The organism is Clostridium sp. SY8519 (genome assembly GCF_000270305.1).
Classification (GTDB): Bacteria; Bacillota; Clostridia; order Lachnospirales; family Lachnospiraceae; genus SY8519.
The window spans coordinates 895,125-911,270 of the sequence record NC_015737.1 but is presented as its reverse complement, the minus strand read 5'-3'; the positions used below and the strand labels follow the sequence as shown (position 1 = coordinate 911,270).

Below are 16,146 nucleotides of genomic sequence, written 5' to 3'. Positions count from 1 at the left end.
GTATTCTGACAGGCAAGAACCGTCGGTTCCCTAGAGAAACCGGCGGGAACGCCGACGGAATGCGGCAGTTTTTATTATTAAGGGGCGGACTGTATAGAAAAACAGCCGCGGGATTTTTAACATAAAGTTCATGGATTATGGAGATCCGGGTGGTTTTTCTCCACCGGGAAGTATGGTATACTTATGCAGAGTATACCAATAGTGGGATACCGGACGGAACCGCCTGTTCGGAACCGCTGAAGTGAACAGAAAGAATCCCGTTCGCGCCGGCGCAGCAGTGCCGGACGGGAGCAGACGGTGAGTTATGAACCCAGAGAAGAACCACGGCAACAACAGAGAAAAATCGAACAGAAAGAGCAGCCTGCGGGCCTATCTGCCGGCAGCCCTTGTGGTTCTGCTGGTTATCATTGTCAGTATCATCGTTTTTTTCCTGATTTTTCGATACAAGGGCACAGGATCGGGGCTGAAAAGCGTCATAACCGCGCTGCAGTCCGTGATTATCGGTTTTGTGATTGCCTATCTGATCAATCCGATTATGATGTTTTTTGACCGCAGATTTCTGGCCCGGGCACAGAGCAGGGGCAAAGAGATCAACGCCAGGACAAGGAAGCGCATCCGCGCCGGTGCGGTGGCCATGGCGATGCTGATTTTCCTGGGGATCATCGCGGCCCTGGTGATCATTCTTGTCCCGCAGATTGTCAGCGGAATCGCTGATTTTGTAGGAAATTTCAATGCAAATGTATCCTCCGCCACCAAATGGATGGAACAGCTGGAAAAGAGCAGGCCGGAGCTGGCATTGCAGATTCAGAATATCTATGACCAGGCCACCGGTTACCTGCGCAAATGGCTGCAGGAGAAAGTGCTGTCCAACAGCAACCTGATCGAAAAGATCACCAGCAGCATTTACACAATCGTGCGGACTGCTTTCAATACGCTGATGGGGCTGATCGTGGCGATTTATATCCTGATGAAAAAGGAGACCTTCAAGGCAGAGACCAAGAAGCTTATCTACGCGGTCTGCCGCCCGCGGATCGGCAATTATGTCATGGAAGTGCTGCGCAAGACAGACGATGTGTTCGGCGGATTCTTTATCGGGGACATCCTGGACTCTTTAATCATCGGGATCCTGTGCTTCCTCGGCATGCTGATCCTTCAGATGCCGTATGCGGCGATGATCGCCCTTTTTGTAGGAGTGACCAATCTGATCCCGGTATTCGGGCCGTATTTCGGCGCGATTCCCAGCGCTATCCTGATTGTTATGGTAGATCCCTGGAAGGCGTTGATTTTCCTGGCCTTTATTGTAGTGCTCCAGCAGTTTGACGGGAATATCCTGAAACCGAAAGTACTGGGAGATACGCTGGGGCTGAATCCTTTCTGGATCATTTTTTCCATTGTGCTGTTCGGCGGCCTGTGGGGCATCCCTGGATTTTTCCTTGGAGTCCCGATGTTCGCGGTGATTTATTATGTGATCAAACGGATCGTGGAGCGCCTGCTGCGGTCCCAGCATCTGCCGGAAGATACCCGGAGCTACCAGACGCTGGACCATATCAATCCGAAAAGCAGGCAGGTGGTACCGCACGGGGATGATGTGGATGAAACCGCCTTCCATCTGGCGGCGGGGATGTCCAGCATGCGCTGGGGGAAAAAAGCCGAAAAACGGCAGCAGAAGCAGGTGCAGTGTCCGGAGCAGGAAGAGCAGCAGCCGGAGCAGGAAGAACAGCTGAAACAGGAAGAGAAGAAGGACCGGCCCTAGACCGGCAGGCAGCAGATACAGCAGATTTTGGCAGACAGAGACAGTATGAGGTGAAGACAGTGGATAAGTATGAATACAATTTAAAACTCGACCAGGTAAAGGAACTGATTGATCAGATGGACTACGTGTCGGCGGCGGCCATCGCGGACGGCATCAACTGGCACAAAGTCCGCAATATCAATACCCTGGGGATGATCGGGCATATGTATGAAAAGCTGGATCGCCTGGAAGATGCCAAGGAGATTTACCAGCTGGCTTATGACCGCGCGCCGGCCGGCAGAAATGCGCTGTACCGTCTGACCAGAATCGCAATTGCCTCCGGCAATGTGGAGGAAGCAGAGGACTATTTCCACGCATTCTGTGAAAACGCGCCCCGGGACCGGATGCGCTATGCGCTGGCTTATCAGATCAGCTGCATGAAGGGTGAGCCGATTGAGATGCGCATCGCCATCCTGGAAGACCTGAAGAAAAAGGAATATACCGAAGAATGGGGCTATGAGCTGGCGTATCTGTATTATCAGGCGGGACAGGCGGAGAACTGCGTGGAGGCCTGTGATGAGCTGATCCTGTGGTTCGGTGACGGCGAATATGTCAGAAAGGCACTGGAGTTAAAACGCTGCTTCCGTCCCCTGAGTGAAGAGCAGGAGGCCAGATATCAGCAGATTCTGAAAGAAGAAAAAGAAAAGAAGGAAGGGGAACAGGCAGAACCGGAACAGGCAGAGCAGCCGGCAGCGGAGGAAGCACCGGCGCCGGCAGAGGATCCCTATGCCGGTAAATTTGACGCCAATACGCTGCGGAACGAACTGCAGGAGAGCATCAGCCAGCTGCAGTCCGCCCGGGAGAAAGGCGTGCTGGACAGCACCATGGAGGCCATCCGCCGTATGGTGTCAGATGTTCCGGGAATGGACGAAAACCTGAAAGGCGCGGCACCCGGCGTTGCCGGGGAGATCACTGCGTCGGTCAGTGAAACGCTTAAGAAAAATGACTCGCAGATCCGGGAAAAAGGAGCGGAACAGGCCGCAGAAGCCAAAAATGTCGACGATGTGATGGCGGCGTGGGAGACCACAAGGGCCAAAGCGGAGGAGGCCATCGCGGCAGCAAGAAAAGCAGAATTTGACCAGTCCAAGACGCAGGCGCTGAAGGAAGCCGGAGAAATCATGGACCGTCTGAAGGAGATTATCCCCCATCTGCAGGCGGATATCGTACCGGAAAAAGCGGATGTAATCGGGGAACAGGATGCCCGTGAGGCTGCGCTGGAAGAGGAGAGAGCCGCCGCCCTGGCAAAACAGCGGGAAGCAGAAGAGGCAGAGCGCAGAGCCGCGAAAGAAGCGGAGCGTGCTGCTGCGGAGGCGGAACATGCTGCAAGAGAAGCGGAAAAACGTGCGGCTGCAGAGCGGGCGCGCGCCGCAGAGGCCGAGCATGCAGCCCAGGCGGCTGAAAGAGCGGCGGAGGAAGCCCGGGAAGCTGCGCGGGCAGCCGAACAGGCAGCCGCGGAAGCGGAAGAGGCACTGGCTGCGAAAGAAGCCGCAGAGGAAGAAATGGCCCGGGCGGCAGTCAGGGCAGAAAAAGAAGCCAGACAGGCAGAAGCCGCGCAGCGCGCAGCCCGCAAAGCCGCGGAACTGGAAGCGGAAAAGATGGCGGAAGCAAAGAGAATCCAGCAGGAAGCAGACCGGAAAGCCGCGGAGGAAGCAGCCCATGCCGCTGCCGAAGCAGAGGCCAGAGCAGCTGCGGAAGCTGCGGCCCAGGCGGCAGAGGAAGCCCGGGAAGCTGCGCAGAGTGCTGCAGCGGCCGTAGCCGGACAGGCGGCGGAGAACGCGGAGAAATACGGAGATCTGACAGAGATGGAACAGCCTGCTCCGGAAGAAGCCCAGGAGACTGTTCCGGAAGAAACCAGTGAGACCGCCCCGGAGGAAACCGAAGAAGCCGCACCGGAAGAAGCTGAGATGACCGCCCCGGAGGGAACCGGAAAGACTGCACCGGAAGAAACCGACCAGGCGGAACCGGAAGCGTCCGCGGAGACGGATCTGGAAGCTGTCCTTCTGGCAGAGACAGCGGCTTCGGAAGCGGCTTATGCGGAAGCTTCCGAAAAAGAAGCAGAAGTATCCGAACCGGATGCCGTGGAAACAGCAGAAACTTCTGACGCCGGGGCAGATCCGGAACAGACCGCAGGGACAGAAAGCGACAGTACAGGCAGCCGGAACGAAACCGGGGCAGAGAGGGCCGCAGCTGTGCAGCAGCCGGCAGAACCGGAAGCTTCTGCGGAACCGAAAGCAGACACAGAGGAATCTGATGCACAGGCAGGCGAGCCGGAGGCAGCGGACGGTGAAGCAGCAGGAGATACCGCGGAAACCCGCAGGGAGGAACTTCCGGAGGAATTCCGTGCCGAGGTCATCAACCCGCTGGAAGAAGTGGTGCTGGATGAAACGGATCAGTTAAGTGATCTGACCGAAGAACAGCAGGAGCGTTTTTCCTACTTCCTGAAGGTCAGAACCATGCCGACACAGATCCATGAGGCACTGGAAGAAGTGCAGAAAAAGTCCGGCAATTCCATCACTTCCCTGCGTGGAAATATCACCATCAGCGGCGTGGAGGGAACCGGAAAAACCGTACTGGCCACCAGCCTGATCAAGACCATTCAGGAGCTGCGGAAAGATGAAGAATCCCAGATCGGAAAGATCAGCGCAGCGTCCCTGAACGGAAAACGCAGATTTGAAGACCTGCTGCCGCAGCTGGACGGCGGTTATCTGATCATCGAACACGCCGGCGATCTGCGGCAGGAGACAGTGGAGCAGATCGATAGCGCCATGGAAAAGGATACCCGCGGTCTGACCGTGATCCTGGAGGACACGGAAGAGGGAATCGAGAAGGTTCTGGCTCACAGCACCAGATTCGCGAACAAATTCACCGCGCGGATCGCAGTCCCGGAATTCGGCATCCGGGAACTGGTGGAATTCGGCAAAGCCTATGCGAAGGAGATGGAGTGCGCCATTGATGAAATGGGCGTCCTCGCGATGTACAACCGCATCAGCAATATTCTGTCCGCGAAACATGCCACCAGCCTGTCAGAAGTCAAGGATATTGTGGACGAAGCCATTGAAAGCGCGGAAAGCGGAAAATCCAAAAAGAAATTCGGCCGCTTTTTCGCGAAACGCTATAATGAAAATGATTTTCTGATTCTGCGGGAACAGAATTTTGAGAAAGAAAACAACTGATGACTTCCGTGAGTACCGAGGGAGAGAACGGGGGAGAAAATGAGCAATATCACAGAATATGACATGTATCTGTTTGGATGCGGCACCCACTATGAAATATACCGGAAGCTTGGCGCCCATCCGCACAGAGAGAAAGGAAAAACAGGCGTTGTTTTCGATGTGTGGGCGCCTCATGCCAGAGAAGTCTATCTGATCGGAGAGTTTAACGGATGGGATGAAACGGCGGATCCCATGCGTCGTCTGGAACCGGCGGGGATCTATGAGCTGTTCAGCGACAAAGCCCGTCCGGGACAGATGTATAAGTATTTAATCGTGACACAGGACGGCCGCAAACTGTACAAGGCCGATCCTTACGCGAACTATGCGGAACTGCGGCCGGGCACTGCCTCACGGATCGCGGATATCAGCAAATTCACCTGGACCGATGAAAAATGGATGACCAGGCGGGATGACAAGGAACATGCGGCAGTCTATGAAGAGCCGCTGGCGATCTACGAAGTGCATCCCGGATCCTGGAAACGCCATCCCGGCACGGAAGAGGATGGATTTTACTCCTACCGGGAACTGGCGCAGGAGCTGACCGCGTATGTCAAAGACATGGGATATACCCATGTGGAGCTTATGGGGATTTCCGAGTATCCGTTTGACGGTTCCTGGGGGTATCAGGTCACCGGCTACTACGCGCCGACGTCCCGATACGGCACACCGGAGGACTTTGCCTGGATGGTAAATTATTTCCATAAGCACGGAATCGGTGTCATTCTGGACTGGGTACCGGCACATTTTCCGAAGGACGCCCACGGCCTGGCGGATTTTGACGGACAGGCACTGTATGAATACGCGGATCCGCGAAAAGGGGAGCATCCGGACTGGGGTACAAAAATCTTCGACTATTCCCGTACAGAGGTTCAGAATTTTCTGATCGGCAGCGCGCTGCTGTGGGTGGAACAATATCACGTAGACGGCCTGCGTGTGGACGCGGTGGCCTCCATGCTGTATCTGGATTACGGAAAAGAGCCCGGTCAGTGGGTGCCGAACCGTTACGGCGAGAACAAAAACCTGGAAGCCATCGAATTTTTCCGACATTTAAATACGCTGATTACCGGCCGGAACCACGGGGTCATGATGATTGCGGAGGAATCCACCGCATGGCCGCAGGTGACGGGCAGCGCGGAAGACGGCGGACTGAATTTTACCTACAAATGGAACATGGGATGGATGCACGACTTCCTGGACTATATGCAGCTGGATCCGTATTTCCGGAAGGATAACCACCATAAAATGACCTTTGCCATGAGCTACAATACCAGTGAAAAATATATCCTGGTGCTTTCCCATGACGAGGTGGTGCATTTAAAGAAATCCATGCTGAGCAAGATGCCCGGTTCCGAGCAGGACAAGTTCCGCAACCTGATGGTGGGCTATGCGTTTATGATGGGACATCCGGGCAAGAAGCTTCTGTTTATGGGACAGGATTTCGGACAGCTGCGGGAATGGAGCGAAACCAGGGAACTGGACTGGTATCTGCTGGAGGAAACACCCCATCGGCAGCTCCACGACTTTTACAGAAGCCTGCTCCACATTTACCGCCGGTATCCGTCGATGTATACGATGGACCATGACTGGGAAGGCTTTGAGTGGATCAACGCGGACGACGGCTACCGCAGCATCTACAGCTTTGTCCGCCATGGAAAGACCGGCCGGAACAGCCTGCTTTTTGTATGCAACTTTACACCGGTGGCTTATCCGGATTACCGGGTGGGCGTACCGAAAAAGAAACGCTATGAGCTGATTTTAAACAGTGATGACGCGGCCTACGGCGGCAGCGGGGAAAAACGGCAGAAAACCTATACCGCCCAGGCTTCCGAATGTGATGGCAGAGAGTATTCGTTTGCCTATCCGCTTCCGGCTTACGGCGTGGCAGTTTTCAAATTCTAAGCCCCGGAGGGCAGAAGAAGGACAGTTTGATTTATGAGTGAGATTTTACAGTACCTGCAGCAGTTTGACGGATGGATTCTCCTGATGATCCAGAACCACCTCCGGACGGAGTGGCTGACTCCGGCCATGAAATTTATTACAACGCTGGGCAATCAGGGAATCCTCTGGATTGTGCTGTCGGTGCTGCTTCTGATTCCGCGGCGCACCCGAAGAATCGGTTTTTTGTCCCTGCTGGCGCTGGCCATCACCTTCTGTATCGTGAACCTGGGCCTGAAGAATACCGTGGCCCGGGTACGTCCCTATGAAACAGTGGCAGGCCTGCATCGCTTGATCAGCAGACAGAAAGACTGGTCGTTCCCTTCCGGACACGCGGCGGCGTCATTTGCGGCGGGCGTGATGATCTTTAAGGGAACCCGGCGATGGTTTGGAGTCCCCTGCCTGGCCCTGGCGTTTCTCATTGCATTTTCCCGTCTGTATGTGGGGGTGCACTATCCGTCGGACGTAATCGCGGGGGCGTTGATCGGAACCCTGGTATCCGTGCTCCTGTTTGCGCTGTTCGCGGGGAAAAAAGACAAAGCACGGGAAAAGAAAAGAAGAAAAAAGAAAAAATCCTGGTAACCGCCTGCCGGCGGCAGATAAAAAACTTCCGCTCCGTTTTCGGGGCGGAAGTTTTTTATGAATCTGTTTTCAAAGGCCAGGTCCGCAGCGCATGCTCCGGGCGAAAAAACGCCTGCAGAGAAAAGACTTATGCGTGCTCCGGTTCCGGATATTCCACACCGAAGGTCTCTACCGTAACAGTCTTCATCATCTGACGGTTCCGGGGACGGTCATTGTAATCCCGTTCCTGGTTGGCAATGGCGTCAACAGCATCCATGCCTTCCGTAACTTTGCCGAAGGCGGCATATTCCCCGTCTAAATGGGGCGCTTTGGCATGCATGATGAAGAATTGGCTGCCGGCGGAGTTCGGAGCCATGGTACGGGCCATGGACAGGACACCGGGATCGTGGGCCAGATCATTCTGGAAGCCGTTGTGGGTGAATTCTCCGCGGATGCTGTAGCCGGGACCGCCCATGCCGGTGCCTTCCGGATCGCCGCCCTGGATCATGAAGCCGGGGATGACGCGGTGGAAGATCACACCGTCATAAAATCCCCGGCGGATCAGGGAGATGAAGTTGTTGACTGTGTTTGGAGCAATGTCAGGATAAAGTTCTGCTTTGATTATATCGCCGTTCTCCATTTCGATGGTTACAATTGGATTCTGAGCCATAGTAATTACCTCGTTCTTTCTATGAATTGGTACAGTCCCTATTCTAGCGAAAACCGGCGTGAAATTCAAGATTGAAAGGGGCGGAGGAAGTGCCGCGCCCTGCCTGTTTCCCGGCGGTTCGGCCGGTGCCCGCCGAGATGTGGAGAAAACTTGTCTTTTTTTTGCAGCCTGATTGAAAATCCATGGATTACTATGTATAATTGTTGGATGAATAAGCAGGTGAGGCTGATGAGAGAGAAAGAATTTAAAGAATTGGAAGAACTGGTGTCTGCGGACACACTGGAATCTGACAAAATCCGCTCCACAAAGGATTTTGTCAGTCCGGAAGAACTGCATGAGGAACTGATCCGTAGCATTCGGCGCTACCACCCGTCCACGGATATATCCCTTGTTGAAAAGGCATATCACATTGCCGCCAACGCTCATAAAGGGCAGGTGAGGAAATCAGGTGAAGAGTATATCATTCACCCGCTTTGTGTTGCCATCATTCTGGCAGATCTGGAGATGGATAAGGAGACGATTGTCGCCGGACTGCTTCACGATGTGGCAGAAGACACAGGCATGACGCTGGAGGAGCTGGCAGAGGATTTTAATGATGAAGTGGCATTGCTGGTAGACGGCGTCACCAAGTTAAACCAGCTGTCCTATGACGCGGACAAGATTGAGGTACAGGCAGAGAATCTCAGAAAGATGTTTCTGGCCATGGCAAAGGACATCCGTGTCATTATCATCAAGCTGGCGGACCGCCTGCACAACATGCGGACCCTCCAGTTCATGAAACCGGAGAAACAGAAGGAAAAAGCCCGGGAAACGATGGAAATCTATGCGCCCATCGCGCAGCGTCTCGGTATTTCCTCCATTAAAGTGGAACTGGAAGACCTTTCTCTGAAATATCTGGAACCGGAAGCCTATTATGATCTGGTGGAAAAGATCGCCCTGCGTAAAAAAGAACGGGACGCCTATGTGGACGCGTTGGTAAAACAGGTAAAATCCACCATTGCGGCAGCGGATATCGAAGCAACCGTCTACGGACGCGCCAAGCATTTCTTCAGCATTTACAAAAAGATGGTCAATCAGGACAAAACACTGGACCAGATTTATGATCTGTTCGCGATCCGGATTATTGTCAAGGATGTCAAAGACTGCTACGCGGCGCTGGGTGTGATCCACGAGCATTACACGCCGGTGCCGGGGCGCTTCAAGGATTACATCGCCATGCCGAAGCCCAACATGTATCAGTCGCTGCATACGACACTGATGGGCCCCAACGGCCAGCCCTTTGAGATCCAGATCCGTACGGAGGAAATGCACCGTACCTGCGAATACGGTATTGCCGCCCACTGGAAATACAAAGAAGCCAACAACGGCGGCGGAATCAGCGGCGAAGAGGAAAAACTGTCCTGGCTGCGTCAGATCCTGGAGTGGCAGCAGGATATGTCAGACAATCACGAATTTATGAGTCTGCTGAAAAGTGACCTGGATCTTTTTTCGGATTCTGTCTTCTGCTTTACGCCCAACGGGGATGTCAAGAGCCTTCCCAAGGGCTCCACACCGATTGATTTTGCCTACAGCATCCACACCGCTGTCGGCAACAAGATGATCGGCGCCAAGGTCAACGGCAAGTTAGTGACCATCGATTACGAAATCCGCAACGGGGACCGGATCGAGATCCTGACTTCCCAGAATTCCAGAGGCCCCAGCCGGGACTGGCTGAATATCGTCAAAAGCACGCAGGCCAAGAACAAGATCAACCAGTGGTTCCGCAACGAGTTCAAAGAAGAGAATATCATACGGGGCAAGGAACTGCTGAATATCTACTGCAAAGGCAAGGGATACAGCACAGCCATTCTGAACAAAAACGCGTACCAGGAAAAAGTTCAGAAAAAATACGGATTCAAAGACTGGAATTCCGTGCTGGCAGCCGTGGGGCACGGTGGACTGACCGAGGCGCAGATTGTGAACCGGCTGATGGAGGAGGAGCGCAAAGTAGCCCGGGCCCGTGTGCAGACCGACGACTCTGTGCTGGAAGCCCATTCCGGAGACAGCAAAGAAGCGGCCCGGGTCACCGAACGGGACAAACAGAACCAGAAGAAAAACCAGAGCGGAATCATCATCAAAGGCCTGTCGGATGTGGCGGTGCACTTTTCCAAGTGCTGCAGTCCGGTGCCCGGAGATGAAATCGTGGGATTTGTTACCAGAGGAAGAGGTGTATCGATCCATCGGACCGACTGCATTAATATTATTAAAATGCCCAGCTGGGACCGGGACCGGCTCATTGAGGCGGAATGGGCCAGAGGCTCAGAGGAAGAGCAGAATTCCGAGGGACGCTATCTGGTGGAAATTACCGTATACGGACACAACCGGATGGGACTTCTGGTAGACATTTCCAAGATATTTACCGAGCGGGAGATCGATATTGCGACCATCAGCTCCCGTACCAGCAAAAAAGGTGTTGCCACCATCGATATTTCCTTCCGGACCAAGGGAAAAGATGAGCTGTCGGCACTGATTGAAAAGATCCGCCAGGTAGACAGCGTATTTGATATCAAACGCTCCACCGGCGGGTGATACGCAGGAAAACAGCGGCGAAGGATTCGCCCGGACAGAGATACAGAAAGATGAGGACAGATGTATGGCAGGCAATCTGCGCGTGATGGAATATACAGTAGGCGAGGTAATGACCAACTGCTACTTTATCGTGAACGAAAAGACCATGGAGACCCTGATTGTGGATCCGGGCGCCCAGGCGGATCTTCTGATTGACCGGATCCGTTCGGAGAAGCTGACGCCGGTAGCAGTGCTTCTGACCCACGGGCACTTTGACCATGTGGGCGCGGTACAGGCGATCAAGGAGGAATTCCAGATCCCGGTCTATGCCCATGAAGCAGAAAAACAGACCCTGGAAGATCCGCAGATGAATCTGACGGGACTCTGGAGCAGACATCCCCGGAAGTTTTCCGCGGATATTTACGTCAGGGATGGACAGGTGCTGGAACTGGCCGGGTTTACCATCCGTGTGCTGCTGACGCCGGGGCATACGCCGGGAGGCTGCTGCTATTATTTTGAAGGCAATAAGGTACTGGCCAGCGGGGATTCCCTGTTCTGCGGATCCATCGGACGGACGGATTTTCCGGGGGGCAGCATGAGCAGCCTGGTAAGAAGCGTCAAGGAAAAACTGCTGGAACTGCCGGGAGATACAGAAGTGCTGCCGGGCCACGAACGGCGCACCACCATTGGCTATGAGAGACAGTACAATCCGTATCTCGGATAGCCGCAAAGGAACAGATATGATTACAGTTAAGCTGAATGAACCGAATTTCGAATATGACATACATTCCCTGGTGAAGGCATTTTATCCCGGGGAAGATGTGTATGTCTCAGACCGGGACTGCCGGAAAACAGACCCGGTGTCCTTCCGTATGACAGTTACATATGAGCATGCCGACGAAGATGCTTCTCAGGAATTTCCTGGAAGCATCCGTTTTGCGTTTCACGCAGGTGCTTCCGGGGAGGAAACCGAGCTGTCCGGAAGCACAGCGGTGAACTTCTCGGACCGAAAGGAAACCAAAAACCGGCTGAAACAAAAGCTTTATGAACTGCTCTGTGCCTATTCCGGACGGACGCTGCCCTGGGGAACGCTGACGGGAATTCGCCCGACAAAGATCCCCCTTCAGATGATGGAAGAAGGAAGAAGCGAAGCCCGGATCCGGTCATACATGAAGGAAAAATATTTTGCTTCCGAGGAAAAGATCGGCCTGGCCATAGAAGTGGCCCGGAAAGAAGAGGAGCTGCTGGCGGACATGGATTATGCCAACGGATACAGTTTGTACATCGGGATTCCCTTCTGCCCGACCACATGCGCGTACTGTTCCTTCACATCCTACCCGCTGACCAGGTGGGCAGATCAGGTGGACCGCTATCTGGACTGTCTGGAGAAGGAGATGGACTTTACGGCACAGGCAGTGACCGGACATCACTTAGACACGATATACATCGGCGGCGGCACACCTACCACACTGACCCCGGAGCAGTCAGACCGGCTGCTGACGAAGATCGAGCAGACCTTTGATCTGAGCCATGTCCGGGAATTCTGTGTGGAAGGCGGCAGACCGGACAGCATTACCCGGGAAAAACTCGCCGTACTGAAACAGCATTCGGTGACAAGAATCAGCATCAATCCCCAGACCATGAAACAGGAGACCCTGGACCTTATCGGCAGACGGCACACGGTGCAGCAGACCCGGGAGGCATTTGCCCTGGCGCGGGAGATGGGCTTTGATGATATCAATATGGACCTTATCGTGGGACTTCCGGGAGAAACCATTGACGATGTGCGGGCGACGATGGAAGAAATGAAAGCCATGAAGCCGGACAACCTGACGGTTCACTCGCTGGCCATCAAGCGGGCGGCCAGACTGCGGATACAGGAAGAAGACTACCGGGGATTCCGCAGCGACAATACCTGGGAGACCATCCGGCTGACAGCGGATGCCTGCCGGGAGATGGGGCTGGAGCCCTACTATCTGTACCGCCAGAAAAATATGGCGGGAAATTTTGAAAACGTCGGCTACGCCCGCAGGGGCTGCGAGGGCCTGTACAATATCTTGATAATGGAAGAAAAACAGACTATAATGGCACTTGGTGCCGGCGCCAGCACGAAGTTTGTATTGCCGAATACAGCGCAAGTCCGGCGGCAGACCGGTGCGTCCGCCCGGATTGAACGGGTGGAAAATGTAAAGGATATTACCAATTATCTCGAACGAATCGATGAGATGATAGAACGAAAGCGCAGGAAAATGGAGGAACTGGGATGGCATTAAAGAAAAAGCCGGTAACCGGCATGAAAGATATCATGCCGAAGGAGATGGAGATCCGTAATTATGTCATGCATATCATAACGGAGACCTATCAGTCATTTGGGTTTACACAGATTGAGACCCCCTGTATGGAAAATATCGCCAATCTGAACAGCAAGCAGGGCGGAGAAAATGAAAAACTGATCTTCAAAGTGCTGAAACGGGGAGAAAAGCTGAAACTCGCGGAGGCAAAGGAAGAGATGGATCTGGTAGACTGCGGTATGCGCTATGACCTTACCGTTCCGCTGTGCAGATATTATGCCAACCATGCCAATGACCTGCCCTCTCCCTTCAAAGCGCTGCAGATGGGCAACGTGTGGAGAGCGGACCGTCCCCAGAGAGGCCGTTACCGTCAGTTCATGCAGTGCGATATCGATATTCTGGGAGAACCCACCAATCTGGCGGAAATCGAGCTGATCCTGGCCACCACCACCACCCTGGGCCGCATCGGATTCCGGGATTTTGAGATCCGGATTAACGAACGCCGGATCCTGAAAGCCATGGCGGCATACAGCGGATTTGCCGAGGAAGATTACGACACCGTATTCATTATTCTGGACAAGATGGACAAGATCGGCTTGGAGGGCGTATCCCGGGAACTGGAGCAGGCCGGTTATGATCCGGCGGCCATCGCGCGCTATGTACAGCTGTTTGGCGGCATTGAGGCGGCGGACAACGGACTGCAGTATCTGAAGGATGCCCTGGGAGACTATCTGGAAGCGGAAGTGGTACAGAGCCTGGAAGAGATTATTTCCAGTGTGGAGACCGCCAGACAGGCAGAGTTCCGGATGGTATTTGATCCGACCCTGGTGCGGGGCATGTCTTACTACACCGGTACCATCTTTGAAATCGCGATTCCCCAGTTCGGCGGCAGCTGCGGCGGCGGCGGACGTTATGACCGGATGGTAGGCAATTTCACCGGGCATGATGTGCCGGCCTGCGGATTTTCCATCGGATTTGAGCGGATTATCATGCTGCTTCTGGAGAATGATTTCCAGGTGCCGTCACAGGGGACGAAAAAGGCTTATCTGATTGAGAAAAATTATCCGGCGGAGCGTCTGACAGAGGTCATCGCCCAGGCACAGAAGGAGCGGGCGGCCGGCAATCAGGTGCTGATGGTGCATATGAATAAAAATAAAAAATTCCAGAAACAGCAGCTGAACGAGCAGGGCTATCAGGAAATCGTAGAATTTTTCAATGACTGACAGGAGGATGACCATGGCAGAATCCATGCGGGGATTGCACAGATCCCATAGATGTACAGAAGTATCCGAAGCCAATATCGGCGAAACAGTCACCGTGATGGGCTGGGTGCAGAAACGGAGAAATCTCGGCGCTTTGATTTTTGTGGATCTGAGAGACCGTTCCGGGCTTCTGCAGATTGTATTTGATGAAAACAGCGTAGGCGCAGAGGGCTTTCAGAAAGCCTATACCCTGCGCAATGAGTTTGTAATCGCGGTGGAAGGCCAGGTGCAGAAGCGTTCCGCCGCAGTGAATGAAAATCTGAAAACCGGCGGAATCGAAGTGATCGCAAAGACCCTGCGCATCCTGTCGGAGTCAGAGACACCGCCGTTTCCGATTGAAGAGAATCTCCAGACCAAGGATGAACTGCGCTTAAAATACCGTTACCTGGATCTGCGCCGGCCGGATATCCAGAGGAATCTGATGCTGCGCAGCAAGGTGACCTTTCTGATCCGCCAGTTTATGATGCAGGAAGGCTTCCTGGAGATTGAGACTCCCATGCTGACCAAGTCCACACCGGAAGGCGCCCGGGACTACCTGGTGCCGAGCCGTGTGCATCCGGGCAATTTCTATGCGCTGCCCCAGTCTCCCCAGCTGTTTAAGCAGCTGCTGATGTGCTCCGGGTATGACCGGTATCTGCAGATCACCAAGTGCTTCCGGGACGAGGATCTGCGGGCAGACCGGCAGCCGGAATTTACCCAGGTGGATATGGAGCTTTCCTTTGTCAATGAAGAAGACGTCATGGATGTGAACGAACGTCTGCTGCAGTATGTCTTCAAAGAGGCCATCGGCGTAGAGGTTCCGATTCCGTTCCCGCGGATGACCTGGCAGGAGGCTATGGACCGCTACGGTTCCGACAAGCCGGATACCCGTTTTGGCATGGAACTGACCGATGTCTCCGACGTGGTACGGGGCTGCGGATTCGGCGTGTTCACCGGCGCGCTGGAGGCCGGCGGCAGCGTACGCGGCATCGCGGTGCCCGGCAAGGGCGATCTGGGACGCAAGCAGATCGACAAGCTGGTGGAATTTGCCAAAGGCTACGGCGCCAAAGGACTGGCTTACATTCAGCTGAAGTCCGACGGCAGCGTGAAATCCTCTTTCTCCAAATTCATGACAGAAGAGGAAATGCAGCAGCTGATTCAGGCTATGAAGGGACAGGCCGGCGATCTTCTGCTGTTTGCCGCGGACCGGAATAAGATTGTATGGGAAGTGCTTGGAGCGCTGCGCCTGAAGATGGGGGAAGAACTGGGTCTGATGGATCCGGATCAGTACCATTTCCTCTGGGTGACGGAATTCCCGCTGCTGGAGTGGTCTGATGAGGAGAACCGCTACCTGGCAATGCACCATCCGTTTACCATGCCGATGGAAGAAGACTGGCCGAAAGTAGATACCGATCCGGGCAGCGTGCGGGCCGTGGCCTATGATATCGTATTAAACGGAACCGAACTGGGCGGCGGAAGCGTGCGTATCCATCAGAATGATATCCAGGAGAAAATGTTTGAGGTGCTGGGATTCACCAAAGAGCGGGCATGGGAGCAGTTCGGCTTCCTGTTAAACGCCTTCCGGTACGGAGTGCCGCCCCATGCAGGTTTGGCCTACGGACTGGACCGTATGGTGATGCATATGGTACACGCGGATTCCATCCGGGATGTCATCGCGTTCCCGAAGGTAAAAGACGCGTCTGATCTGATGTGTGAAGCGCCGAATGTAGTCGATGAAAAACAGCTGCAGGAGCTGGGGCTGGAAATCTGCCCGGATGTGGATCCGGCAGAGACAAAGCCGGAAGAAAACTGATTCGCTGCGAAGAAAGAGCCTGCAGAGATCTGTATGCATCGATCTGTAACAGCAAAAGTGGGATCTGTACAGAAAAAAAGATTT

10 protein-coding genes are annotated in these 16,146 nt (G+C 54.1%); 9 read left to right on the top strand and 1 reads right to left on the bottom strand.

Features of this window, described 5'->3' with window-relative positions; translation table 11 throughout:
* Window positions 1-304 precede the first annotated feature (304 nt).
* From CXIVA_RS04275 to CXIVA_RS04260, 4 genes are read left to right on the top strand one after another with little or no spacing between them, the layout of a single operon-like run.
* Window positions 305-1,753, top strand: coding sequence for an AI-2E family transporter (locus CXIVA_RS04275; protein ID WP_013976795.1), 1,449 nt, complete (start codon window positions 305-307; stop codon window positions 1,751-1,753).
* A gap of 59 nt (window positions 1,754-1,812) precedes the next feature.
* On the top strand, window positions 1,813-4,965 hold the full coding sequence (locus tag CXIVA_RS13295) for an ATPase (protein WP_013976794.1): 3,153 nt from the start codon (window positions 1,813-1,815) through the stop codon (window positions 4,963-4,965).
* Between the two features lie 39 nt (window positions 4,966-5,004).
* Entirely contained in the window at window positions 5,005-6,903 is a 1,899-nt protein-coding gene (gene glgB / locus CXIVA_RS04265; RefSeq protein WP_013976793.1) for a 1,4-alpha-glucan branching protein GlgB, read from the top strand.
* 33 nt (window positions 6,904-6,936) lie between these two features.
* Entirely contained in the window at window positions 6,937-7,521 is a 585-nt protein-coding gene (locus CXIVA_RS04260; RefSeq protein ID WP_013976792.1) for a phosphatase PAP2 family protein, read from the top strand.
* A gap of 127 nt (window positions 7,522-7,648) precedes the next feature.
* On the opposite strand, the gene CXIVA_RS04255 is transcribed toward CXIVA_RS04260, so the two are convergent.
* Window positions 7,649-8,170: a peptidylprolyl isomerase gene (locus tag CXIVA_RS04255; protein WP_013976791.1), complete on the bottom strand. Its 522-nt coding sequence runs from the start codon at window positions 8,168-8,170 to the stop codon at window positions 7,649-7,651.
* A 228-nt stretch (window positions 8,171-8,398) separates the two neighbouring features.
* On the opposite strand from CXIVA_RS04255, the gene CXIVA_RS04250 reads away from it, so the two are divergent.
* The 5 genes from CXIVA_RS04250 (at window position 8,399) to aspS (ending at window position 16,062) form a co-directional block, all read left to right on the top strand.
* Window positions 8,399-10,738, top strand: a complete 2,340-nt coding sequence (locus tag CXIVA_RS04250) for a bifunctional (p)ppGpp synthetase/guanosine-3',5'-bis(diphosphate) 3'-pyrophosphohydrolase (RefSeq protein ID WP_013976790.1) — start codon at window positions 8,399-8,401, stop codon at window positions 10,736-10,738.
* 64 nt (window positions 10,739-10,802) lie between these two features.
* On the top strand, window positions 10,803-11,441 hold the full coding sequence (locus CXIVA_RS04245) for an MBL fold metallo-hydrolase (protein ID WP_013976789.1): 639 nt from the start codon (window positions 10,803-10,805) through the stop codon (window positions 11,439-11,441).
* A 16-nt stretch (window positions 11,442-11,457) separates the two neighbouring features.
* Window positions 11,458-12,990, top strand: coding sequence for a coproporphyrinogen dehydrogenase HemZ (gene hemZ / locus CXIVA_RS04240; RefSeq protein WP_013976788.1), 1,533 nt, complete (start codon window positions 11,458-11,460; stop codon window positions 12,988-12,990).
* Window positions 12,981-14,231, top strand: coding sequence for a histidine--tRNA ligase (gene hisS, locus CXIVA_RS04235; protein WP_013976787.1), 1,251 nt, complete (start codon window positions 12,981-12,983; stop codon window positions 14,229-14,231). The genes hemZ and hisS overlap by 10 nt, the downstream gene beginning before the upstream one ends.
* 13 nt (window positions 14,232-14,244) lie before the next feature.
* Complete coding sequence (aspS, locus tag CXIVA_RS04230; protein WP_013976786.1) at window positions 14,245-16,062, top strand: aspartate--tRNA ligase; 1,818 nt, start codon at window positions 14,245-14,247, stop codon at window positions 16,060-16,062.
* Window positions 16,063-16,146: the final 84 nt, after the last annotated feature.

Coding starts and splice junctions, on each gene's coding strand:
- CXIVA_RS04275 (WP_013976795.1), top strand. CDS start 305: ATGAACCCAGAGAAGAACCACGGCAACAACAGAGAAAAATCGAACAGA.
- glgB (WP_013976793.1), top strand. CDS start 5,005: ATGAGCAATATCACAGAATATGACATGTATCTGTTTGGATGCGGCACC.
- CXIVA_RS04260 (WP_013976792.1), top strand. CDS start 6,937: ATGAGTGAGATTTTACAGTACCTGCAGCAGTTTGACGGATGGATTCTC.
- CXIVA_RS04255 (WP_013976791.1), bottom strand. CDS start 8,170: ATGGCTCAGAATCCAATTGTAACCATCGAAATGGAGAACGGCGATATA.
- CXIVA_RS04250 (WP_013976790.1), top strand. CDS start 8,399: ATGAGAGAGAAAGAATTTAAAGAATTGGAAGAACTGGTGTCTGCGGAC.
- CXIVA_RS04245 (WP_013976789.1), top strand. CDS start 10,803: ATGGCAGGCAATCTGCGCGTGATGGAATATACAGTAGGCGAGGTAATG.
- hemZ (WP_013976788.1), top strand. CDS start 11,458: ATGATTACAGTTAAGCTGAATGAACCGAATTTCGAATATGACATACAT.
- hisS (WP_013976787.1), top strand. CDS start 12,981: ATGGCATTAAAGAAAAAGCCGGTAACCGGCATGAAAGATATCATGCCG.
- aspS (WP_013976786.1), top strand. CDS start 14,245: ATGGCAGAATCCATGCGGGGATTGCACAGATCCCATAGATGTACAGAA.